Source organism: Micromonospora sp. WMMB235 (genome assembly GCF_001855515.1).
GTDB lineage: Bacteria > Actinomycetota > Actinomycetes > Mycobacteriales > Micromonosporaceae > Micromonospora > Micromonospora aurantiaca.
In genome coordinates, this window is the sequence record NZ_MDRX01000001.1 from 22,870 (window position 1) to 45,778 (window position 22,909).

Genomic DNA, 22,909 nt, shown 5'->3' on the forward strand with positions numbered 1-22,909 from the left:
GCGCGGCACCGGCCGCGTGTGACAGGGTCGTCATGTGACACGACACGAGGAACGCGTCTGGCTCGTCACGGGCGCATCGCGCGGGTTGGGCCGGGCGGTGACCGAGGAGGCCCTCGAAGCCGGTGACCGGGTAGCCGGCCTGGCTCGCGACGTGACCTCCTTGGCCGCGCTCGACCGGAAGTATCCGGGCCGGCTGCTCGCCCTGCCGACCGACGTGTCCGACCGAGCGGCGGTGTTCGGCGCGGTGGATCGCGCGGTCGCCCAGCTCGGCGGCCTCGATGTCGTGTTCAACAACGCCGGCGAGCTGCTTGCCGGAATGGTCGAGGAGTACACCGAGGAGCAGGTGCATGATCACCTCGCCGTGAATTTCCTCGGCGCGCTGTGGGTGTCGCAGGCGGTGCTGCCGCGGCTGCGCGCCCGTGGCGCCGGTCACCTGTTCCAGGTGACATCGAAGGGAGCCGGTGAGGGGCGGGGCGGCTACGGTCTCTACGGCGCCGGCAAGGCCGCCCTGAAGGCCCTCAGCGAGGCCCTGGCCGACGAGAGCCGCGACTTCGGGGTCCGGGTCACGATGCTGGAACCCGGCCCGCACGCGACGACTCTCGGCAACGCCATGAAGTCGACGCCGCGCCTGGATGTGTACGACCGGACGCGGCGCCGCCTGGCAGCCGAGGCCCCGCCGCTGGGACCGGTCGCCAGCACCAGGAAGTCGGCGGCCCGGATCCTGGAGATCGCGGGACTCTCCGATCCGCCGATCCGGGAGCCCCTGGAGGCCTGACCGGCTCCAGCGTCGCTCAGCGTCACGTCGAGCGTGCGGCCGCATGGTGCGCGCATGCGAGTGCTGTTCACGCCGTTTCCGTCCAGTTCCCACGTCAACAATCAGGTGCCGCTCGCCTGGGCGCTGCGTGCCGCAGGGCACGAGGTCTGCATGGCGACCCAACCCGACGCGACCGAGGACATCCTCGGTGCAGGGCTGACCGCCGTGCCGGTTGGCGACATGCTCGACGTCGCGCAGCACGTTCGCGACGCGGAGGCCCGCGAGGAGGAACGCCCACCCGCCGACGACGAGGCCGGGTCGTGGCTCGACACCTTCGACATCAGCGAAACCCGCACCGAGTCGCTGACCTACGACTATCTCCACGGCACCCTGACCGCCTGGACGAACGTCGTCCTGCAGAACACCATGCCGCGCCGGGCGCTCGACGAACTCGTCGCCTTCACCGCGCACTGGCACCCCGACCTGGTGATCTGGGACCCGATGTACTTCGCCGGCGCGATCGCCGCGAAGTCGTGCGGTGCCGCGCACGCCCGCTTCCTGTTCGGCCTCGACGTCCTCGGCAACCTGCGCCGGCACTACCTCGCGGCTCTCGCGGCCCGTCCCGCGATCCTGCGTGAGGACCCTCTCGCCGAGTGGCTCGGCCGGTTCGGATCCGGGTTCACTGAGGACCTTGTGGTCGGTCAGTGGACCCTCGACCCGGTTCCGTCCTCGCTCGCGTTGGATACCGGACTGCCGCGCGTCGGTGTGCGGTACGTGCCCTACAACGGGGCCTCCGTCGTGCCGGACTGGATCGGCGAACTGGAGGCCGGCACCGCACGCGTGTGCATCACGCTGGGCATGGCGCATCGCGAGGTGTGGGGCACCGATCGGCTCTCCGTCGGCCGGATCCTTCAGGGTGTCGCGGACCTCGGCGTCGAGGTGATCGCCACCCTCGACGACGTCGAGGCCGACGGGGTGCGGGTCGTGGACTTCGTGCCGCTGGACGTGTTGCTGCCGCTGTGCTCGGCGGTCGTGTCGCACGGTGGGGCGGGATCCTTCCAGACCGCGCTGGTGCACGGCGTTCCGCAGGTCGTCGTGCCGGACATGCTGTGGGACACCGGTCTGAAGGCACGCCGTCTCGCCGGGGCCGGTGCCGGCCTGTACGCCAACGACCTGACCGGCCTGCGGGACCTGGTCGGCCGGGCGCTTCACGATCGGGGGATCGCGGCGGCGGCCCGACGCCTGCGATCGGAGGCGCTCGCCATGCCCGCGCCGAGCGAGGTCGTAGCTCTCCTCGAACGACTCACGGCAGCGAACCGGCCAACGGCAGCGGGCTGAGAGAGACACCCGCTCCAGACACGCTCGACCTCGGCTCGAGCCCGCGACTCCATCGTCGATCGTAGGAGACCGGCACCAATGAGCAGGTCCGCAAGAGCGGGGGAGTCTGCGTGAGTCAACGTCGGGTCGTCATCACCGGGATCGGCGTCGTCGCGCCCGGCGGGTTGGGAGCGAAGGCCTTCTGGGAACGCATCGTGGCGGGCACCCCGATGACCCGCCTGATCACCGCCTTCGACTCCGCCGACTTCCGGTCGCGGATCGCTGCCGAGTGTGACTTCGATCCGTTCCAGTACGGCTTCAGCGAGCACGACATCGGGCGCTTGGACCGGGCCGCCCTGTTCGCGCTCACCGCCACGCGGGAGGCGATGAGCGACAGCGGCCTCGTCGTCGACCGCGACGACGCGCACCGGGTCGGGGTGAGTCTCGGTACCGCCGTTGGCGCCACGCTGCGGTTGGAGGAGCGTTACCGCGCGGTCAGCCACGAAGGGCGCGACTGGCTCGTCGACCACCGGCTCGCCGGCCCCGACCTGTACGACTACTTCGTGCCCAGCTCGATGGCGGCCGAGGTGGCCTGGGCCGCCGGCGCGGAAGGACCCAACGCCGTCGTGTCGGCCGGGTGCACCTCCGGCATCGACGCGGTGGGACACGCCTGGGACCTCATCCGCGACGGATCGGTCGATATGATGATCGCCGGCGCCACCGACGCGCCGATCGCGCCGATCACGGTTGCCTGTTTCGACGCCATCAAGGCCACGTCCAACACCAACGACGATCCAGGCACCGCCGCGCGGCCGTTCGACCGTACGCGTAACGGGTTCGTGCTCGGCGAGGGCTCGGCGGTCCTGGTCTTGGAGGAACTGCAGAGCGCGCGCCGCCGCGACGCGCACATCTACGCCGAGATCCGCGGGTACGCCTCCCGTGGCAACGCCTTCCACATGACCGGCCTGCGGCCCGACGGGCAGGAGATGGCCGCGGCGATCCGCGCCGCCCTCGACACCGCCCGCATCCCGGCCACCGCCGTCGACTACGTCAATGCGCACGGCACCGCGACCAGACAGAACGACCGCCACGAGACCCAGGCGCTCAAGCGGGGCCTCGGCATGCACGCCTACGACGTGCCGATCAGCTCCATCAAGCCGGTCATCGGACACTCGCTCGGCGCCGTCGGAGCGATCGAGGTCGCCGCCAGCGCGATGGCGATCGAGTTCGACGTCGTGCCACCGACGGCCAACCTCCACCACCCCGACGCGGAGCTGGACCTGGACTACGTGCCACGCGAGGCCAGGCAGCGCAAGCTCTCCACAGTGCTGACCGTGGGCAGCGGCTTCGGCGGATTCCAGAGCGCGATGGTGCTCTCCGCGCCCGAGGCGGTGGCAGCATGAGCACCGCCGTGGTGACAGGGCTCGGCGTCGTCGCGCCCAACGGCGTCGGTGCCGGGGACTACTGGGCGGCGACCCTGCGGGGCCGCAGCGCGATCGGGAGAATCGACCTGTTCGACGTCGAGGACTACCCGAGCCGCCTCGGCGGCGTGGTCACCGGCTTCGACGCCGGGAACCACCTGCCCAGCCGGCTGCTGCCGCAGACCGATCGCATGACCAGGTTCGCGCTGGCCGCCGCGGACTGGGCGGTCGCCGACGCCGACATCGACCGGTCGGCGCTGGCCGCGACCGACCTCGGCGTGTCGACCGCGAGCGCCTCGGGCGGATTCGCGTTCGGACAGAAAGAGCTCGAGCACCTGTGCGCCGACGGACCGAGCCACGTCAGCGTCTACCAGTCGTTTGCCTGGTTCTACGCCGTCAACTCCGGCCAGATCTCGATCCGGCACGACATGCGCGGCCCGATCGGTGTACTCGTCGCCGACCAGGCCGGTGGTCTCGACGCCATCGCGCACGCCCGCCGCTCCGTCCGAAAGGGCGCGCCGCTCGTGCTCACCGGCGGGATGGACTCCGCGCTGTCCCCGTACGGGCTGGCCGCGCTGATCTCCAGCGGCATGCTGTCCACCGCCGACGACCCGCGCCATGCCTACCTTCCCTTCGACCGCAAGGCGAACGGCCACGTGCCCGGCGAGGGCGGCGCCATCCTCACCGTCGAGGACGGCGACCGGGCCCGCGAGCGTGGTGCCCACGTCTACGGCGAGATCGCCGGGTACGCCGCCACGTTCGATCCCTCACCGGGCTCGGGTCGTCCGGGCAACCTCGGGCGTGCCGTGCGGGCGGCCCTCGCCGACGCCGGAGTCGGCCCGGACGAGGTCGGCGTGGTCTTCGCCGACGCAGCCGGCGACGCGGACGCCGACCGGGCGGAGGCCGAGGTGATCGTCGACCTCTTCGGCCCGCGTGGCGTCCCGGTCACCGCGCCCAAGACGATGACCGGTCGCCTGTACTCCGGCGCCGGCCCGCTCGACGTGGCGACCGCGCTGCTCTCGCTGCGCGACAAGGTCATCCCGCCGACCGTGAACGTCGTCGCGGACTACGCCCTCGACCTGGTCGAGGCCCCCCGGCCCCTGACGGCGTCGGTTGCCCTGGTGCTGGCCCGCGGCCGGCAGGGCTTCAACAGCGCACTGGTTGTACGTGCCCCACGAAAGGAAAACTGATGAGTCAATCCGTCCGATTGAGCGTTCCCGATCTGATGACCATCCTGGCCACCTGCGCCGGCGCAGCGGAGCCCGTCGACGCGGCCGCCGAAGACCTCGGCGAGGTCCCGCTGGCCGACCTGGGCTACGACTCCCTCGCGTTGCTCGAAGCGTCGAGCGCCGTCGAACGGCGGTTCGGTATCTCGCTGCCCGAGGAGGAGGTGGCCGAGGTGCGGACGCTGAATCAGCTAGGCGACCTGGTCAATGACCGCCTCGCCCAGGTCCGGTGACCGGTGCCGACCCGATGCGTCTGATCGGCAGCGGTTTCCTCGCCCGGCATCTGCGGCCGCTCGCGGACGCGTACCCCGGCGTCACCGTGCTCGCTGCCGGGGTACCGAGGCACCCGCTGCCGGACGCCGAGCACGAGCGTGAGGCTCGGCTGGTGGCCGACACACTCCGGGACTGTGTGCGCGACGGCCGGCAGTTGGTGTTCTTCTCGACCGTCAGCATGTACGGCGGGCCGGGTTGCCAGGGACGCGAAGACGACCCCGTCGAGCCGGCCCTCCCGTACGGACGGCACAAGCTGGATCTGGAAGGGATGATCCGCGACTGCGGCGTTCCGTACCTGATCCTGCGCCTCGGGTACGTGCTCGGTCCCGGAGAACCGGAGTTCCGGCTCGTGCCCGCAATCATCCGGCAGCTTCGCGCCGGACGCGTCACGGTCCAACCAGGCGCCCGGCGCGACATCGTCCACGTCGAGGACTGGATGACGGTCGTCGACCGGCTGCTCGCCACCGGCGTCACCGACGAGGTCGTCAACGTGGCGTCGGGGGACTGCGCTGAGATCGCGGCCGTCATCGACGTCCTGGAGCGGCATCTCGGCGTGACGGCCGAGCGGGTGCTCCTCGACTCGACAGTGTCGCACTGCCCGTCGATCGCCAAGCTGCGCACGCTCGTACCGGAGGTGACGGCGTTGGGTTTCGGGCCGGGCTACCATCGCGTAGCCCTGGCCCGCTACCTCTCCTCCCTCCGCGCTACAGGGTGATGAGCGGGAATCCCTCGTCGTCCAGCGGCTGGCCGGGCTCGAATCCCGCCATGTGCCCGTCCTGGACGCCGGGGCGGTAGGTGGCGTCAGCGTTGACGTACACGATGCCGTGGCCCATCCGACGTGCGTCGGACGTGTTGCTACCGGCCAGATGCACGGTACGGCAGTGGTGAAACGCCACGTCACCGGCGCGCAGTGGCACGGTCACCCGCGGCTGCCACGGGAACTCCGGCCAGATGTCGGTGATGTCGGCGAACTCCTCGAAACTCGTCATGTGCTCCTGCCGGTGCTCCGGCGGTCGCAGGTGCGAACGGGGCACGTACGACAGGCAGCCGCGCTCGACCGGGACGTCGGACAGCGCCACCCAGGCGGTCAAGGCCCGCGACAGCGACGACAACGGCAGCCCGGTCTCGTCGTCGTGTACGAGCGTCGGCGCCGCCTTGTGCGGCTCCTTCGCGAGCACCTCGCTGGTGTACAGCCGCATCGGGCCATCGGCGAGCTGCAGCGCGATCGAACCGATCGCCGGGTGAAGGGCCAGTTCCCGGATCGTGTCGCTCTTGCGCCAGGCCTGCGCGACGTAGTTGACCTCGACACCGTTGACGCCGTCCCAGATCTCCATGTGGCTGTCGAGGAGCTGGGCGGCCGCCTCGGCATACCGGGCCACCTCGTCGGCGTCGAGCACGCCCGGCACGTGGACGAAGCCCTGTTCCCGGTAGCGGCGGATGGTCTCGTCAGAAATCGGATCGATCATGCTTCGCGCGCCTGTGTCTCCCATGGACTACGTCCTCCCGTCACGGTGACTGCCGCCCACAGGGTGCGGCGCGCCGCTCGAGTCCTTCGCGTCAGCCGGTAGACCCGCACCGGCCCGGCGTGCTCGCTGCCCGAGTCCGTTTCGAGCGCAGCCTGGGATCGTCCGGAGTTCCAGCCCTACGACCGGGAAGAGAGTCGGGTTCTGATGACGACACCGAACCGGGGCAGCGGCGAGCTCGACGCCCTGCTGGACCAGTTACGTGAGTACGTGACGCCGCAGCCGCCGTGCATCAGCCTGCCGCCACGAGCGTTCACCTCGCCCGAGCTGTATGAGCTGGAACTGGACCGGATCTTCCGCCGCTCGTGGATCATGGTGGCCCGGGCGGACCAGCTCGCCGGGCCCGGCGACTACCTCGCGCTGACGATCGCGGGGGAGCCGTTGCTGCTGACCCGCGACCGCACCGGCGCACTCAACGCGATGTCGCCGATCTGCCGGCACCGGATGATGCCGGTCGTCGCGGCCGGTACCGGGCGGGCCGAGCACTTCACCTGCCCGTACCACCTGTGGCGCTACGGCCTGGACGGCCAGCTGATCGCTGCGACGCACATGCGGGGGAACCCCGCCTTCGACCCCGGCACCTGCCGGCTTCCCGGGTTCGCCGTCGAACAGTGGCAGGGTTTCGTCTTCGTCAACCTCGACAGCGGCGCACCGCCGCTGCGCACCCACCTGAGCCGCATCGGCGAGGACCTGGGCAATTACGAGCTGGGCGCCATGACGCAGGTGGGTTCGTTCGTCGAGGACTGGCACTGCAACTGGAAGGTCGCCGTCGAGAACGTCCACGAGAACTATCACGTCATGGGCTTCCACCCGGAGACGATCCAGCCGTCGACGCCGGGCGGTTCCGACACCGACGTGCGCGACGATTCACCCCTGGTGCTGCGGTTCACGGTGCCGTTCAAGGAGCCGCAGGAGGTGGAGTTCCTCCGGCTGACCGAACAGGAGCGACGCCAGGTCTACAATGTCTCGGTCTTTCCCTGCACGAGTTTCGCCGCGGCCGGCGAGACGGTGATCTGGCTCAGCTTCATCCCGACCGCGATCGACCGGACCGAGGTGCGCGGCGGGATCCTGGCGCCGAGTCAGACCGTCGAGGGCACCGACGCCGAGCAGCTTCAGCAGATCCGCGAGGGGAACGAGGCCTACGCCGCGGTGATCAACGGCGAGGACCAGCGTGGCCTCGAAGAGGTGCAGCGGGCCGTCGGATCCCGTTTTGCCGGACGCGGTCACCTCAGTCCGAAGGAGCCGGCGGTGCCGGTGTTCTACCGCAAGCTCGCCGCCGCGCTGCTTGCCGAGGAGTACCGGGAACCGGCGGTGGCCGGCCCGCTAGCCGCCGTCCAGTCGTCGTTGAGCTGACGACCAGCGCCTTGGCCGACGGTAACCGGATCGACAGCAGCCGCACGAGAATGGGGTACCGGTCATGTTGAGTTGTCGGACGTGCGGTGGGGAACTGCGCGAGTTCTGTGACTTCGGCCCGCAGCCGCTGTCCAGCGGCTTTCTGGAGCCGGACTACGTCGGCGACGAGTTCTTCTTCCGCCTGGCCGTCGGGGTGTGCGGGCAGTGCTCGATGGTGCAGCTGATCGAGGAGGTTCCGCGGCACCTGATGTTCAACGGGCACTACCCGTACCTGTCGTCGGGCTCGGCCACCATGCGCAAGCACTTCGAGCAGACCGCCAAGCACTTCATCGACACCGAGCTGACCGGCGACGACGCGTTTCTGGTCGAGTTGGGCTGCAACGACGGCGTCATGCTGAAGGTCATCGCCGACGCCGGGATCCGGCACCTGGGCGTCGAGCCCTCGCAGAGCGTCGCCGCGGTCGCCCGCGCCTACGGCGTACAGGTGACCACCGAATTCTTCCAGGAGTCCTCCGCACAGCAGATCCGGGCCGCGTCCGGGCCGGCGCAGGTGATATACGCCGCGAACACCATCTGCCACATCCCGTACCTCGACTCGATCTTCCGCGGCGTCGACGAGTTGCTGGCACCCGACGGCATCTTCGTGTTCGAGGACCCGTACCTCGCCGAGATCGTCGACCGCACCTCGTTCGACCAGATCTACGACGAGCACTTCTACTTCTTCTCGGCCGTGTCGGTGCAGGCGATGGCGGCACGGTTCGGGTTCGAACTGGTCGACGTCGAGCGGCTGCCAGTGCACGGCGGCGAAGTGCGGTACACGATCGCACGGCGCGGCGCCCGTCCAGCCTCCGCGCGGGTCGCCGCGCTGGTGGCCGAGGAGCACGGCCGTGACCTCGCCGGGCAAGATACGCTGAAGCAGTTCGTCGGCCGGGTGGAGCAGGCCAGGGAGGAACTGACCACGCTGCTGCGGCAGCTGAAGGCCAACGGCCAGACGGTGGTCGGCTACGGCGCGACCGCGAAGAGCGCGACGGTGACGAACTACTGCGGCATCGGACCCGACCTGATCTCCTTCATCTCCGACACGACGCCGAACAAGCAGGGCCGGCTGACCCCCGGTTCGCACATCCCGGTGCGGTCGCGGGATGCGTTCGCCGCCCCGTACCCCGACTATGCGCTGTTGTTCGCCTGGAACCACGCCGACGAGATCATCGCCAAGGAGCAGGAGTTCCGGAAGGCCGGCGGCAAGTGGATCCTGTATGTGCCGGAAGTCCGGGTGGTCTGAGCCCGGCCGTGAACCGGCCGCAGCCGACAGGGAGGCGGCCGGTTCAGGTCTGCGCGAGCCGCCGCAGCACCGGTACCAGCTCCGCCGGCGTCGAAGCGGCGAGCATCTCGTGGCGCAGGTCGCCGGCGCAGGCCCGGAACGACGGCTCGTCGAGGACGCGTCGGATCAACGCCCGCACCTCGCTCGCCGCGGACCGTCCCGCGACCCCGCACACCGCCACCCCGGCGCGCTCCATGCGTTCGGCCCGCGGGCCGTTGCACCACAGCTTGTACGGCACGATGACCTGGGGTACGCCGTGGATGAGTGCGGTCTGGGAGGTGCCTGATCCGCCGTGGTGGATGATGGCGGCGCAGGTGGGCAGGAGCACGTCGAGGTTGACGAACTCGACGGTGCGGACGTTGTCCGGTATGGGGTGGCCGGGCGGGATCTGGCTGTTGCTCAGGGTGGCGACGACGTCGACGTCGAGGGTGGCGACGGCGTCGAGGAGTTCGGTGACCGCGGTCCGGTCCCCGCCGAGGGTTTCGCGGAACGAGCGGCCCAGGGTGAGACAGACCCGGGGCCGGGTCGGTGGCTCGCGTAGCCAGTCGGGGACGGTCGCGGGCCCGTTGTAGGGGGTGTAGCGCATCGGCAGGTAGTGGTGGTCGACCGGCAGCCGGAGGGAGGCCGGGACGGGGTCGATGGTGAACTGTCCGAGGACGGCCTGCTCGGTGAACGGGTGGCCGTGTCGGGCCAGGACGTCGCCGAGCCATTCCTGCAGCGGGTCGTCGCGCAGGGCCGGCACCCGCCCTCGCAGCAGCTCCAGGTGCCGCTGCCGGACATGGCCGACCAGATCCAGGCCGAACAGCAGCCGCCCGTGCGCCGCCCCACTCGCGATCGCCGCGACCGCACCGGCGAAGGTCACCGAGTCCCACACGACGAGATCCGGACGCCAGTCCCGCGCGAACGCGACGAGATCGTCGATCATCCGATCCGGGCACAGCGTCCGGAAGCCGAACATCGTCACAGCCGTCAGCTGCCTCTGCACGTACTCGTAGGTGAGGATCTCGTCGCGCAGCTCGCTGATGTCGGTCAACTCGATGTAGTCCGCCGGCGTCGGCTCGTCGTCGGGCGCCTCCTCGACCTCGCGCCGGTGCTGCTCGTCCAACTCCCGCACCTGCTCCTGCTGGTTCAGCGGCTCGCCGACCGCGACAGCGGTGAGCCCGGCGCCGGTGATCGCCTCCGTGAGATCCGGCTGGCTCGCCACCCGCACGTCGTGGCCGGCCGCCCGCAACGCCCACGCCAGGGGCACCTGCGCGTGCAGGTGCGTCGGCTGGGCGAAGGTTGTGAAGAGCACCCGCATCGTCAGCCCCGGCGGGCCTGCTCCGCGTACGCCTTCGCGTGCCGCATCGTGGTGCCGCTGTTGCGCCCGAGCGCGGCGCGGATGTACGAGCGAGCGTCGGCGACCGTGGCATCCTCACCGAGAACGCCGGCGATCGCCGACTCGTTGATCACGACGGTGTGTCCGGCCACCATCTCGGTGTCGCCGTTGTGCTCGCGGAACGACCAGAACCCGGTATGCGCGCTCATCAGCTTCGGCGTCTGCAGCTGCTTGTACACGATGCGGTCCGGCGGCAGGCAGATGCGGATCGACACGGTCGTGTGCACCGATCCGTCCGCGGTGCGGGTGTCCATGGCGAGGCTCTGGACACCGCGTACGCGCTCGTCGAGGACGACCCGGGCGACGTGCGGCAACCGCTGCGGCCACAGCCCGGCCTCGTCGATGACGGTGTACGCGTCCGCGGCCCTTCCGTTGATCGACACCGCGTCCTCGAAGGACAGCAGCAGCTCGTCGTCGCGCCCCGCCGCAGCGGCCAGCGCGCTCAGTTCGGCCTCGCTGTTGCGGTCGACGGCGCGCCGAATCCAGTCGAGGTGACCTGGATCGTCGTCGACCGCCCGGTAGGTGTGCAGCAGCCGCACGACCGTCTTGTCGGGTCCGGCCGGTTCGAACCGCCACTCGCCGCTCATGGCCGCCACCGGATGAGCCGGCCGGTCCTGCCGGAACGTGATCGAGCGTGCCGCCCGGTCCAGGATCCGCCGCGAGGTCCAGTTCTTGACCTCGTCGTTCGCGGTGGCCCAGATCCGGATCCGCTCCCCGTCGCCGCTGCGCTCGATCTGTTCGGCGTGCACGGTCGGTGGGAACACCACCGGCCAGCAGCTCACGTCGGCGACGAGGTCGTAGATCACCGCTACGGGTGCGGCCACGGTCACCCGGTGATCGGTGTGCTGTTCCGACATGTCGTCGTTCCCCTCGGGTCAGTAGTTGCCGAGTCCGCCGCAGACGTTGAGCGCCTGCGCGGTGATCGGGGCGGCAGTGTCGGTGACGAGGTAGCCGACGAGGCCGGCGACCTCTTGCGGAGTGCTGTAGCGGCCGAGCGGGATCTTCGCCTGGAACCGGGCGAGCACCTCGTCCTCGGTGCTGTCCCAGACCTCGGCGTACCCCCGTCGGACCCGCTCGGCCATCGGTGTCTCCACGTACCCGGGGCAGACGGCGTTGACCGTCACGCCGGTCTTGGCCAGCTCCAACCCGAGGGCCTTGGTGAAGCCGACGACGCCGTGCTTCGACGCCGAGTACGGCGCTCCGAGCACGACACCCTGCTTGCCGCCGGTCGACGCGATGTTGATGACACGTCCCCACCCGCGCTCCAGCATGCCGCCGGTGGTGAGCACCTCGCGGGTCATCCGGAACACGCTGGTGAGGTTGGTCTCCAGCACGTCGAGCCACAGTTCGTCGGTGATCTGGGCGGTCACCCCGCCGCCGTTGCGGCCGGCGTTGTTGACGAGTACGCCGACTGGTCCGAACCGTTCGACGGCCGCGGTGACGAACGCCCGCACCTGGCCGGCGTCGCGGACGTCGCACGCCTGGCCGTCGACGTCGTGACCCTTCGCGCGCAGCTCCTTGACGGTCAGGTCGACGGCGTGGCCGTCGCGGGCGCAGATGTAGACCGTCGATCCGCGTTCGGCGAGCAACGTCGCGACCGCGTGTCCGATGCCGCTCGTCGCGCCGGTAACGACAGCGAGGCTGTCCTGCGTCAATGTTCTCTCCCGTCCTTCGTGCCGAGCCACATCGTGGCGATCGCCGCTGTCGGGGCGGTCGACGATCGGTGGACCGGCGCTGAACCCGCTGCTCCATCGGGGCTCAGGGCCGGCACGAGCCGTGACGTCCAAGGTGTCCGGCATGCGGGTGCTCTTCACGACCATCGCCGCGCCGACGCACCTGCACGCGCAGGTGCCCCTGGCGTGGGCGTTGCGGGCGGCCGGCCACGACGTGCGGGTGGCGAGCCAGCCGGATCTCACGGAGGCGATCACCGGCGCCGGGCTCACAGCCGTCGCGGTCGGGCCGCCGCTCGGCGCGGACCGGTGGTCACAGGACGTCGTGGAAGAGGTGGCCGAGCGGTGGGAGTTCACCGGCGACGAGCTGTGGGGCCCGGGCGGCCGGATGCGCTGGGAGCTGTTCGACCTGTGCGAGCTGCGCCGGCAGCGGCTCACGTACGACTACGTCCAGTCCGTGCTGACCGCCTGGACGTCGCTGGACCACCAACTGTCCTGCTCCGCTGGGATGATCGATGATCTGGTCGCGTTCACCCAGGACTGGCGTCCGGATCTCGTCGTCCGCGACCCGGTGACCTTCGCCGGTTCGGTCGCGGCGATCGCCAGCGGCGCCGCCCATGCGCGGCTGCTGTTCGGTCTCGACGTCTTCGGGCACATGCGGTCGACCTACCTCGAACTGCTGCGAGGGCGGGTGCCGGCCCTGCGCGACGACCCGCTGCAGGAATGGCTCGGCGACGTCCTGGCCCGACACGGCCACCCGTTCACCGAGCAGGCCGTCCTCGGACAGTTCACCATCGACCCCGTCCCGGCCTCCCTCCGGCTGCCGGTCGACCACCACTACCTGCCGATGCGCTACACCCCCTACAACGGGCCCGCGACCGTCCCCGACTGGCTACGCGAGCCACCGACCCGGCCCCGGGTCTGTCTCACCCTGGGCCGCTCGTTCCGCGAAACCCTCGGCGGGGACCGGACCGCGGTCACCGAACTCCTCGACGCCGTCGCCACCCTCGACGTCGACGTCGTCGCCACCCTGAGCAACAGCCAGATCCCGCCCGGCCACCCCATACCGGACAACGTCCGCACCGTCGAGTTCGTCAACCTCGACGTGCTCCTGCCCACCTGCGCCGCCATCATCCACCACGGCGGATCAGGCACCTCCCAGACCGCACTCATCCACGGCGTACCCCAGGTCATCGTGCCGGCGGTGTTGCTCGACAACCACCTGAAGTCGTGGCGGGTGGCGGAGGCGGGAGCGGCACTGTGCGGCAGCGCCGAGAAGTGCACGGCGCGGGAGCTGCGCGCACTGCTGTCGAGAGTGCTCGAGGAGTCGTCGTTCGCGGCCGCGGCCGCCCGGCTGCGGGTCGAGATGCTCGCCGCGCCGGCACCGGCCGAACTGGTGCCGGCGCTGCGGCGCCTCACCCGCGCTCTGCGGTGAGCTTCTCCAGCATTGGAACCACGTCGTTCGGCGAGGGCATCGCACTCATGGCCTCGCGCAGCTGTCCGGCCCGGTGCCGAAACGAGCCCTCGTCGAGGATTCGGGCCAGGAGGCCGCGCAGCCTCGCCGGGGTGAGGTCGGAGGAGTGCAGGGCCAGTCCCGCACCGAGCGCCTCGGTGCGCTGGGCCCGGTAGACCGCGTCCCACATGTATCCGAGCGACAACTGCGGTACGCCCAGCGCTGCAGCAGTCGCCCAGGTGCCCAGGCCCCCGTGGTGCAGGACGGCGGCGCACGTCGGCAGCAGCACGTCGAGCGGCACGTGTTCGACCAGCCGGACGTTGTCCGGCACGTCCGGCACGAGGGCCTGCTCCTCGGCGGAGAGCGTGGCGACCACCTCGACGTTGAGCTCCGCGACGACCTCGAAGAGGTCCTCGATGGCGATCATGTTCGACCAGTTGCTGGTACGGGCGGTCATGCCGAGCGTCACGCACAGACGCGGCCTGCCGGGCGGCTCGCGCAACCAGTCCGGCACGATCGACGGCACCTGGCCGTTGTAGGGGATGTAGCGTATCGGCACGGTCGGCTGCCGGGTGTCGATCCGAATGCCCTCGGGCATCGGGTCGATGGACCACTGCCCGGTGACGATCTCCTCGTCGAAGCCGTGACCGTAGCGCGCAAGGGTCGAGTCGAGCCAGGACGCGAGCACGTCGTCGCGCCGCCCGGCAGGTAGCCGGTCGAGCATGGACAGGTGTCGCTCACGGGTGCTGAGAAACATGTCCGGCATCGTCAACAGCCGGGCGTGCGCCGCGCCGGTGACCCGGGCGGCGACCGCACCCGCGAACGTGAACGGCTCCCACAGCACCAGGTCCGGCTGCCAGCCGTAGGCCAGGTCTACGACGTCGTCGATCATCGAGTCGCTGTTCACCTTGGAGTAGAACAGCGCAGTCATCACGGTCTCGTGGCCCCTGAGGAACTCCAAGCCCAGCCTGTCGTGGCGCTTTTCCAGGTAGTCGCGGTCGTCGTGCAGCGCGAGGATGTCAGCGCCGACCTTGGCGAGCATCTGGTCGTGGGCGTGGTCGACGCCGACCGGCGCCGCGGTGAGTCCGGCACGCACGACGGCCTCGATGAGCGCCGGCTGTCCGGCGACGAGAACCTGGTGCCCGGCGGTGCGCAGGGCCCAGGCGAGGGGCACGCATCCGCTGAAGTGGCTGTCGACGGCGAAGCAGGTGATGAGTACTCGCATGTCCGCGCCTCCTTTCGCTCACGCAACGACGGGCCGCGACAGCGGGCTGCCGGTCACGGGGGACCGCAGCCGCCGGTAGCCCTCGCCGGCGGCGCGCAACGTGGGCAGGTGTGCCGCGAGGGCGGACACGGCGACGGTGGCGTGCCGGCGTACCGTCTCGGCGACGACGCCGGCCGGCATCGCAGGGTGCGCCCAGAGGATCTCGGCAGCCGGCTCGCGTCCCGGATCGAAGTGGTCCGGGTCGGCGAACGCGGCGGGGTCGCGATTGGCAGCTTCGAGCAGGACCACGACCTCGCTGCCCGCCGTGATCGCGGTGCCGTCCAGATCGAGGTCGGTGCGGGCGACGAGGCGTTGCAGCCGGACGGGCGGCGCGAAGCGCAGGGTTTCGCGTACCGCGGCGGCAGCGAGACCCGGATCCGTCGCCACGGCTGTCCACCGCCCAGGCTCGGCGAGCAGCGCGCACATGGTGTTGGCGATCAGCGTCGCCGTAAGGTCGGCGCCGACGGCACAGTGGAGCAGCGCCACCGGCAGGACGCTGTCCGGCTCGGTGCGCGTCAGCTCGCCGAGCAGGTCGTCACCGGCGCCGGTCGGCAGCGAGACGAGCAGTTCCCGCAGCCCGGCGATCGAGTCGAGCAGCAGCCGGGCGGTGTCCAACCGCGGCGGGCACAGCGTGGCGTCGAGGGCGGTCGCGGCGCCCGCACACAGCCGCGCGAACTCCTCCTGGTGCGCTGCCGGCACGCCGAGCAGGACAGAGGTGGCCATGGTGGCGACAGGCACCGCGTAGTCCGAGGTCAGGTCGAACGTGCCGTTGAGGCCGGCGGCCAGCCGGTCGATCCGGACGGTGATCTCCGTGTGTGCCCTTTTCAGGCGTGGTGCGGCGAGTGCGGCCGCGACGCTTCGCCCGAAGCGTTCGCAGTCCGTCCGGTCGAGTTGGAGCCCCACGTCGTCGAGGGGCAGCACGTCGTCGAGGGTCGGCATGGCCCACGACGGTGCGCTGTCGGTGGGCGGCGGTTTGCGCAGCCCGAGCCGCTCGTCGCGGAGCAGCCGGACGGCCAAGGCGTGCGTCGCGGTGACCCAGGCCTCGGCACTGCTCCAGGTCAGCGCACCGTTCGCGCGTACGCGCCGGCCGAGTTCGTGGGGGTCGTCGCTCTCTGCCCGGAGCAGGAGGGCGTAGGGGTCCTGCCGGGCCCCGTACACCCACTGGAAGCCGCGCAGTGTCATGAGGGTCGAGCCGAGGGCGTCGTCTGTGCTGGTCGCCGTCATGCGGACAAGCTAGGAACGCGCGCTCGTGGTGCCCTCAAGCTTCGCTGTATCGCCTTGCCGCGTCGTGCCACATGTCGCGCAGCGACGCGTCGAGCGCGGTCCGCGGCTGCCAGCCGAGCAGCCGCGCCGCCCGGCGGTTGTCCGCCCGGGTCCAGTCTCCGCCCTTGCTCTGCACCGCGGCGCCCTGCTCGTCGATCGTGTCGGGCGGCAGTCCGGCCGCGGCCAGGAGCCAGTCGACGAGCTGCCGCATGGCGACCGCCTCGCCGCGGCCGACGTTGATGACCTGACCCACCGTGCTCTCGGGCGCGCGGGCCGCCCGGACGACCGCGTCGGTGAGGTCCCGCACGTCGAGGTAGTCGCGGCGCGCGTCGGCAATCGTCATCGGCACGCGGTCGCCCGGCCGGACGTCGCGGATCCGGTCGAGGACCGCGCCGAGGAAGCTGGCGGAAGTCGTGCCCGGCCCGCACACGTTGACCGCGCGCAGGACCACGCCCCGTGCGGTGCCGGCGGCGGTCGCGTTCAGAAGCGCCTGTGAACCGGCCAGCTTCGTCCGGGCGTATCCGGTCTGCGGCTCCGGCGTGCGGCTTTCGTCGATCAGTGTCCCGGCCGGCACCGGGCCGTACTCGTGGATGGTGCCTATGTGGACGATGCGCGGCGGATCGGGCATGAGTGTGCTGGCGGCGACCAGCCGTTCGACGATCTGGACGTGGGCGAGGTGCATCGCTTCGGCGCTGAGGACCCAGCCCCCCGTCGCGTTCACCACGATCTCGGTGCGGTGTGCGGTCAACGCTGCGGCGAGCTGCGCCGGCGCAGCCTCCGCGAGGTCGAGGCGGAGGGCGGAGCCCGCCGCGGATGGGCGCCGGGCGATGCCGAGCACGTGGTCACCGGAGGCACGGAACGCCGAGCACACGTGCTGCCCGACGCCACCGGTGGCCCCGAGTACCGCGACCGCGGTGCTCACTCGCGGCCCCGGGGCGCGGCGAACAGTTCGCTCTCCAGCTTCTGGCACTGTGCGTAGTCCGGTAGCAGACCCAGTCTGCGGGCCTCCTCGATCGTGGGCGCGGACCTGTCCCGATCGGAGAGCACCCGCTCGACGCCGGTCGGCAGCGGCAGATTCAGCGCCGGGTCCAGCACGTTGACCGCCTTTTCGTGCGCCTCGACGTAGCCGTCGGAGAGCATGTACGACACGACGGTGTCGTCCTCGAGCGCGGCGAAGGCGTGGGCCACGCCAACCGGCAGGTAAACCGCCCGGAACGCCTCTTGGTCGAGCAGGACCTGATCGAACTGCCCGAAGGTCGGGGAACCGACTCGGATGTCCACGACGAAATCGATCGTCTTGCCCCGCGCGCAGTACACGTACTTGGCGATTCCGGGCGGGGTGAGGGTGAAGTGCGCGCCCCGGACCACGCCCTTGCGTGAGCGGCTGTGGTTGGTCTGGGCCACCGGAAAAAGTGGGTGGCCGAGCGCCTCGACGAAGGCGGTCTCCTGGAAGGGTGAGACGAAGATCCCGCGGTCGTCGGGGAAGACCCGTGGGGTGAATTCGACGGCGCCTTCGACCTTCAGTGCGCGGGCCTGCATGGTGGATGACATTCGGTGCTCCCGAATCGGTTGGGCGATGGACGATCAGTTCGGACCGGCGGTGACCGGCCGACGATGCTGCTCGGTGAGCAGTTCGAGGGCGGGAACGACGTCGGCCGGTGTCGGGGCGCCGAGCACCTCGCGTCGCAGCCGCGCCGCCGCCTCGCGGTACGACGGATCGATCAAGACACGGCGGACGGCCGCGGCCAGGGCCGGCGCGGGGAAGTCCGGGTCCCGGATCCACACCCCGGCACCCGCACGTTCGATCAGCTCGGCCTTGTATTCGGTGTCCCACATCAGGTCGGGCACGACGACCTGCGGTACGCCGTGCAGCAGCGCGGTCTGCATCGAGCCGGAGCCGCCGTGGTTGATGATCGCCGAGCAGGTTGGCAGCAGCACGTCAAGGGCCATGAAATCGACGACCCGGACGTTTGACGGCACCGGGCCGAGGCCGGCGAGTTGCCGTGCGTCGAGCGTAGCGACGATCTCGGCGTCGATGTCGGCCGCGGCGGCGAGCAGTTCGGCGCTCGCGGTGCGGTCGCGGCCGAGCACGTCGCGTCCGCTCTGACCGAGCGTCAGGCACACGCGTGGCCGGTGCGCCGGGGCGCACGTCATCTCCGTCGCCGTGGCCGCGCCGTTGTAGGGCACGTACCGGACCGGCACGCGAAGCTGGTCGGTGGCGAGCCCGACCGAGGGTGGCACGGGATCGATCGTCCACTGCCCGACCACGGCTTCCTCGGCGAACGCGACGCCGTACTTGTCGAGCGCGCTGCCGAGCCAGTCGCGGAACGGGTCGTCGGGTGCGTCGTGACGCCGGTACTCCATCCGTGCGCGGGCGATCAGGTCGAGTCCGAACAGCAGCCGCGCGTGCGCGGCGCCGCCGGCCATCGCGGCGACGGCGCCGCCGAACGTCATCGTGTCCCAGACGACGAGGTCGGGCCTCCAGTCGAAGACGAGGTCGACGAGCTGTGCGATCATCGGCTCCGGGTTCAGTGCTCGGTAGACGTCGGTGGATATCGCCAGGGCGGTGCGCAGGTATTCGCGCGTGCGCCGGTCGGGCCGCCGGCAGCTCAGGTCGGCCAGTGCCGTGAAGTCGACGGAGCCGTCGTCGGGCCGGTCGATCTGTTCGGACAGGGCGAGCGGCTCGCCGACGGGCACGAACAGATGGCCGGTCCGCGCGACGGCGTCGGCGAGATCCGGCTGGCCCGCGATCCGGACGTCGTGCCCGGCTGCGCGCAGCGCCCACGCGATCGGCACCTGGATCTGCAGGTGCGAGGGGGCAGCGAACGTCGTGAACAGGACCCGCATGAAGGTCTCCTCGAATGCGGACGGCGGCTGCCTCAGGCCCAGAGATTCGCACCGGGCGCTTGCGATCCGCTCGAGTCGGACTCGATGACTCCGTCTCCGCTTTCGAGCCGGAGAAGTGGGATCAGGATGTGCCAATCGTGGAGTACGATCTCCAAATTAGTTGCACTCATGTTCCGCTCTGGGCCACTATCCTGCTAGGCTGGGTCAATGGTCACGGAGGTGCCGGAGTCCGGAACGCGCAACCGAACCCGGCGCGCGATTCTCAACGCTGCGGCGTCGGTCTTCGCGCACAATCGTTCGGCCACCCTGGCCGACGTCGCGGTGGCGGCCGACGTGGGTCGTAGCACACTGCACCGCTACTTCCCCGACCGCGACGAGCTGATCAACTCGGTGGTCGCCGACTGCTACACGGCGATCGAGCAAGCCGTCGTCGACGCGCACGTCGAGCAGGGCAAGCCGCTCGACGCCATGCGCCGCCTGGTGGCGGCCATGGTGGAGCTCGGCGACCGTCTGCTGTTCCTGTTCGGCGACCCACGGCTGGCGGAGGAGTTCGCCAACCGTAAGCCCGAGAAGCCGCCGATCGTGCAGCCGGTCATCCTGCTGATCGAGCGAGGTCAGCAGGAGGGGGTCTTCGATCACGCCGTTGATGCGCGGTGGATCCAGCACGTCCTGTGGTCGCTGGTCTATACCGGCTGCGAAATGTCCGGCCAGGGCATGATGTCGCGGCACGAGGTCACGTCGACGGTCATCCGCACGCTCGAGCGTGGTGTCGTCCGCGACGCGTGAACGCGACCGGACACCACCCCTACAAGCCAATGGGAGCAACGATGAGGATCCTTGTGACCGGTGCGACGGGTTACGTTGGCCGCAACGTCCTGCCGCAGTTGGTGTCCGCCGGCGTCGACGTCCGCGCGCTGACCCGCGACCCGGCCAGGGCAGAGGTGCCGGCCGGCGTGGACCTGGTCCGCGGCGACCTGAGCCGGCCGGACTCGTTGAGCGAGGCGCTTGAAGGCGTCGAGCGGATGTACCTCTTCCCGGCACCGGAGACCGCGCGTGAGGTAGTCGCCCGCGCCGTGAAGGCCGGCGTGCGGCGCATCGTCGTGCTGTCGTCGGGGGCGGTGACCACGGGTTACGACACCGACTTCCACCTGCCGGTCGAGCGGGCAGTCGAGGAGTCCGGCCTGGAGTGGACCCATGTCCGGCCCGGCGAGTTCGCGACCAACACTCTGCACATGTGGGCGCCGTCGATCCGTGCCGAGAACGCAGTGTACGACCCGCATCCGGACGCCGTCGGCGTGCCGACGCACGAGCGTGACGTCGCCGACATCGCTGCTCTCGCGCTACTCGAAGACGGGCACACAGGTAAGGCCTACACCATCGTCGGGCCGCAGCCGCTCACCCACGCCGAGCAGCTGGAGGCGATCGCCGCGGCGGTCGGACGGGAACTGTCCTTCAAGGACGTCACCGCGCAGGAGGCATTGGCGTACTACCAGGCGCTCGGTGGCTGGGCAGCAGCGAACGCACCGTTCCTGCTAGGTCTCGTCACGTACTCCAACGAGGAGACGACGCCGGAGGCCGAGCACCAGTACGACAAGGACACGGTGGAGGAGCACCCCACGGCCGAGAGTGTGACCAACCGGCCCGGGCGCACGTTCGCGCAGTGGGCTCAGGACCACGCCGACGACTTTCGCTGACGGGCTGCCCAGCGCGCTTCGAGCCGGCCACCACGGCCCGCTCCTAGCTTCGCGGTATGCGGGTACTCCTGACGACCTTCGCGGTCCGGTCCCATATCTACAGCCTCGTGCCGATCGCGTGGGCGCTACGTGCGGTCGGCCACGACGTGTGCGTCGCGACCCACCCCGAGGGGGAGGAGCACGTCGTCAGCGCCGGCCTGCCGTTCGCAGGGGTCGGCGAGCCGATCCCGAGCGTCGGTGAACAGGACACCGGCGGGGACGTCGAGAGCGGTGCCGCACAAGACAGCGGCGGGACCTTCGGTTGGGCGGACTGGCCGGAGCTGCTCGACCTCGCCGAGACCGACCCGACGACGCTCACCTACGACTACCTTCTCGGCGTCTTCGCGGCGTACACGCCGATGGTCTTTCGGTACTACACCGACGGCATGGTCGACGGCCTGGTGGAGTTCGCCCGCAGGTGGAAGCCCGATCTGGTGCTGTGGGACACGATGTCGTTCGCCGGCCCGGTGGCGGCGGCGGCGTGCGGCGCCGCCCATGCGCGGGTGCTGTTCGGACTGGACATCCTCGGCCACGCCCGCGGCGCGTTCCTGCGCGCGGCCGCACGACGCCCCGCGTCCGCATGCGACGATCCGCTGCGCGAGTGGCTCGACGGCGTGCTGCGCAGGCACGGAAGCACGTTCAGCGAGGACGTGGTGGTCGGGCAGTGGACCGTGGATCCGGTGGTGTCCTCGTTGAGCCTGGGCACCGCATCGCCCCGCATCGGCATGCGATACGTGCCGTACAACGGGCCCTCGGTCGTTCCGGCGTGGCTGGCCGAACTCGATCCGGAGGTGCCCCGGGTATGCGTCACGATGGGAATCTCACACCGGGAGATCTGGGGCGCGGACCGCGTACCCGTCGCCCGGTTGCTGGACGGGATCGCCGACCTGGGCGTCGAGGTGGTGGCGACATTGTCGGGCGGTCAGCGCGACGGCGTCGACACCGAGCGCGTACGGGTGGTGGACTTCGCGCCGCTGGACGCGCTGCTGCCGCTCTGCTCCGCCGTGGTGAGCCACGGCGGAGCCGGTTCGTTCCAGACCGCGCTCGTGCACGGGGTGCCGCAGGTGCTGGTGCCGGACATGCTGTGGGACACCGGGTTGAAGGCGAGCCGCCTCGAGCAGCTTGGCGCGGGTCTGCGCGTGCGGGAGGTGCCCGCGACCTCCGCGCTGGTGGAGCGGGCCCTGACTGACAGACGGCTTCGCGACCGGGCGGCGCGGCTGCGGCGCGAGGCCCTCGGCATGCCGGCCCCCCGCGAGGTGGTACCAGTCCTCGAACGGCTGACGGCACGTCACGGCGTCAGGTGAGGGACAGGCCTCCGTCGATCGGGATCACTACGCCGGTCAGGTAACCGGCGTCCGGCTCGACGAGCTTGCGCACCCAAGTGGCGATCTCCTCCGGCGTGCCGACCCGTCCCGCCGGCGCACGGTCGGCCATCCACTTGAGGAAGTCGGCGTACTGCTCCTCGGTCATGCCGCTGCGGACCCCGATACCCGTATCGGCGACGCCGGGCGCGATCCCCACGACCCGGATCCCGCGCGGAGCCATCTCGACGGCCCAGGTGCGGGTCAGAAAGTCCAGCGCCACCTTACTCGCGCCGTACGCCCCGTTGGCGGGCCACGTCCGCTGGCCGAGCGCGCCCGCCGTGCTGATGTTGACCACCACGCCCCGGCTGGCCGCGAGGGGTTCGAGAGCACACCGCGTCAGGTGGATCGGTGCCATGACATTCGTCGCGAACTGCGACTGGATCTCCTCCTCCGTGGTGTCGGCGAGGAGCTTCGCGACCGACGTGGCGGCGTTATTGACCAGGACGTCGATCCGCCCGTACGCCTGCTGAGCCGCGTCGACGACGGCCTGCGGTGCGCCGGGAGCGGTGATGTCGGCGACAGACGTCCGGATGCCCGGGTAACCCTCGGCGGTGTCCCTCAGGCTCGCCGCAGTACGGCCGACGATCAGGACGTCATCGCCCTGCTCGGCGAACCCGCGGGCCACGGCGCGGCCGATGCCGGTGCCGCCGCCGGTGATGACGATGCTGCGCCTCAGCGCGGACTTGTTCCCATTACCCATGGCCGGATTCTGCGCTCCGCACCTCGAGCGGGTCTGTCTGGAGACCGGA

22 protein-coding genes are annotated in these 22,909 nt (G+C 70.5%); 12 read left to right on the forward strand and 10 right to left on the reverse strand.

Features of this window, described 5'->3' with window-relative positions:
* Positions 1-34 precede the first annotated feature (34 nt).
* From BFV98_RS00130 to BFV98_RS00155, 6 genes are all read left to right on the forward strand, one after another.
* Complete coding sequence (locus tag BFV98_RS00130) at positions 35-775, forward strand: SDR family NAD(P)-dependent oxidoreductase (protein ID WP_013476207.1); 741 nt, start codon at positions 35-37, stop codon at positions 773-775.
* Between the two features lie 54 nt (positions 776-829).
* Positions 830-2,092, forward strand: a complete 1,263-nt coding sequence (locus BFV98_RS00135) for an activator-dependent family glycosyltransferase (protein ID WP_030275184.1) — start codon at positions 830-832, stop codon at positions 2,090-2,092.
* A gap of 110 nt (positions 2,093-2,202) precedes the next feature.
* Positions 2,203-3,474: a beta-ketoacyl synthase gene (locus tag BFV98_RS00140; protein ID WP_030275182.1), complete on the forward strand. Its 1,272-nt coding sequence runs from the start codon at positions 2,203-2,205 to the stop codon at positions 3,472-3,474.
* Positions 3,471-4,682: a ketosynthase chain-length factor gene (locus BFV98_RS00145; RefSeq protein ID WP_071094290.1), complete on the forward strand. Its 1,212-nt coding sequence runs from the start codon at positions 3,471-3,473 to the stop codon at positions 4,680-4,682. The genes BFV98_RS00140 and BFV98_RS00145 overlap by 4 nt, the downstream gene beginning before the upstream one ends.
* A complete protein-coding gene (locus tag BFV98_RS00150; RefSeq protein WP_030275178.1) occupies positions 4,682-4,951 on the forward strand; it encodes an acyl carrier protein in 270 nt (89 codons plus the stop codon). Before BFV98_RS00145 ends, BFV98_RS00150 begins: the two co-directional genes overlap by 1 nt.
* Before the next feature lie 14 nt (positions 4,952-4,965).
* Positions 4,966-5,706, forward strand: a complete 741-nt coding sequence (locus BFV98_RS00155; RefSeq protein WP_030275177.1) for an NAD(P)-dependent oxidoreductase — start codon at positions 4,966-4,968, stop codon at positions 5,704-5,706.
* On the opposite strand, the gene BFV98_RS00160 is transcribed toward BFV98_RS00155, so the two are convergent.
* The gene (locus tag BFV98_RS00160) at positions 5,696-6,457 is read right to left on the reverse strand and encodes a phytanoyl-CoA dioxygenase family protein (RefSeq protein ID WP_225319605.1); all 762 of its coding nucleotides are present in this window, start codon (positions 6,455-6,457) and stop codon (positions 5,696-5,698) included. The genes BFV98_RS00155 and BFV98_RS00160 overlap by 11 nt on opposite strands.
* Positions 6,458-6,661: 204 nt before the next feature.
* Between BFV98_RS00160 and BFV98_RS00165 the strand changes: the two genes are divergently transcribed.
* Together BFV98_RS00165 and BFV98_RS00170 are read left to right on the forward strand one after the other, a co-directional pair.
* Positions 6,662-7,867: an aromatic ring-hydroxylating dioxygenase subunit alpha gene (locus BFV98_RS00165; protein WP_071094292.1), complete on the forward strand. Its 1,206-nt coding sequence runs from the start codon at positions 6,662-6,664 to the stop codon at positions 7,865-7,867.
* A 64-nt stretch (positions 7,868-7,931) separates the two neighbouring features.
* Entirely contained in the window at positions 7,932-9,149 is a 1,218-nt protein-coding gene (locus BFV98_RS00170) for a class I SAM-dependent methyltransferase (protein WP_071094294.1), read from the forward strand.
* 43 nt (positions 9,150-9,192) lie between these two features.
* Here the strand turns inward: BFV98_RS00170 and BFV98_RS00175 are convergent, their stop codons facing one another.
* Genes BFV98_RS00175 through BFV98_RS00185 form a run of 3 tightly spaced genes read right to left on the reverse strand, consistent with a single transcriptional unit; the run spans position 9,193 to position 12,251 of the window.
* Positions 9,193-10,488 (reverse strand): activator-dependent family glycosyltransferase, encoded by a 1,296-nt coding sequence (locus tag BFV98_RS00175; RefSeq protein WP_071094296.1) that lies wholly within the window; start codon positions 10,486-10,488, stop codon positions 9,193-9,195.
* Between the two features lie 2 nt (positions 10,489-10,490).
* Positions 10,491-11,423: an aromatase/cyclase gene (locus BFV98_RS00180; RefSeq protein ID WP_013287158.1), complete on the reverse strand. Its 933-nt coding sequence runs from the start codon at positions 11,421-11,423 to the stop codon at positions 10,491-10,493.
* A gap of 18 nt (positions 11,424-11,441) precedes the next feature.
* Complete coding sequence (locus tag BFV98_RS00185) at positions 11,442-12,251, reverse strand: SDR family NAD(P)-dependent oxidoreductase (RefSeq protein ID WP_369751983.1); 810 nt, start codon at positions 12,249-12,251, stop codon at positions 11,442-11,444.
* Positions 12,252-12,363: 112 nt separating this feature from the next.
* On the opposite strand from BFV98_RS00185, the gene BFV98_RS00190 reads away from it, so the two are divergent.
* The gene (locus BFV98_RS00190; protein ID WP_071098690.1) at positions 12,364-13,671 is read left to right on the forward strand and encodes an activator-dependent family glycosyltransferase; all 1,308 of its coding nucleotides are present in this window, start codon (positions 12,364-12,366) and stop codon (positions 13,669-13,671) included.
* Here BFV98_RS00190 and BFV98_RS00195 read toward each other — a convergent pair.
* The 5 genes from BFV98_RS00195 to BFV98_RS00215 are packed head-to-tail and all read right to left on the reverse strand — an operon-like array spanning position 13,652 to position 19,198.
* Positions 13,652-14,914: an activator-dependent family glycosyltransferase gene (locus tag BFV98_RS00195; protein ID WP_013287155.1), complete on the reverse strand. Its 1,263-nt coding sequence runs from the start codon at positions 14,912-14,914 to the stop codon at positions 13,652-13,654. The genes BFV98_RS00190 and BFV98_RS00195 overlap by 20 nt on opposite strands.
* A gap of 18 nt (positions 14,915-14,932) precedes the next feature.
* The gene (locus BFV98_RS00200) at positions 14,933-16,177 is read right to left on the reverse strand and encodes a P450-derived glycosyltransferase activator (RefSeq protein ID WP_071094297.1); all 1,245 of its coding nucleotides are present in this window, start codon (positions 16,175-16,177) and stop codon (positions 14,933-14,935) included.
* Between the two features lie 34 nt (positions 16,178-16,211).
* Positions 16,212-17,186, reverse strand: a complete 975-nt coding sequence (locus BFV98_RS00205; protein ID WP_255367937.1) for an NAD(P)-dependent oxidoreductase — start codon at positions 17,184-17,186, stop codon at positions 16,212-16,214.
* On the reverse strand, positions 17,135-17,755 hold the full coding sequence (locus BFV98_RS00210) for a dTDP-4-dehydrorhamnose 3,5-epimerase family protein (RefSeq protein ID WP_174361802.1): 621 nt from the start codon (positions 17,753-17,755) through the stop codon (positions 17,135-17,137). Before BFV98_RS00210 ends, BFV98_RS00205 begins: the two co-directional genes overlap by 52 nt.
* A 45-nt stretch (positions 17,756-17,800) precedes the next feature.
* Positions 17,801-19,198 carry an activator-dependent family glycosyltransferase gene (locus BFV98_RS00215; protein WP_255367938.1) on the reverse strand — a complete coding sequence of 466 codons (1,398 nt, stop codon included), beginning with the start codon at positions 19,196-19,198 and terminating at the stop codon, positions 17,801-17,803.
* Between the two features lie 72 nt (positions 19,199-19,270).
* Between BFV98_RS00215 and BFV98_RS00220 the strand changes: the two genes are divergently transcribed.
* From BFV98_RS00220 to BFV98_RS00230, 3 genes are read left to right on the forward strand one after another with little or no spacing between them, the layout of a single operon-like run.
* Entirely contained in the window at positions 19,271-19,849 is a 579-nt protein-coding gene (locus BFV98_RS00220; protein ID WP_013287150.1) for a TetR/AcrR family transcriptional regulator, read from the forward strand.
* A 41-nt stretch (positions 19,850-19,890) separates the two neighbouring features.
* Positions 19,891-20,757: an SDR family oxidoreductase gene (locus BFV98_RS00225; RefSeq protein WP_013287149.1), complete on the forward strand. Its 867-nt coding sequence runs from the start codon at positions 19,891-19,893 to the stop codon at positions 20,755-20,757.
* 56 nt (positions 20,758-20,813) lie between these two features.
* Positions 20,814-22,100: an activator-dependent family glycosyltransferase gene (locus BFV98_RS00230; protein WP_071094301.1), complete on the forward strand. Its 1,287-nt coding sequence runs from the start codon at positions 20,814-20,816 to the stop codon at positions 22,098-22,100.
* Here BFV98_RS00230 and BFV98_RS00235 read toward each other — a convergent pair.
* Positions 22,093-22,860, reverse strand: coding sequence for an SDR family NAD(P)-dependent oxidoreductase (locus BFV98_RS00235; RefSeq protein WP_071094303.1), 768 nt, complete (start codon positions 22,858-22,860; stop codon positions 22,093-22,095). The two genes, BFV98_RS00230 and BFV98_RS00235, sit on opposite strands and share 8 nt — an antisense overlap.
* Between the last annotated feature and the right edge of the window lie 49 nt (positions 22,861-22,909).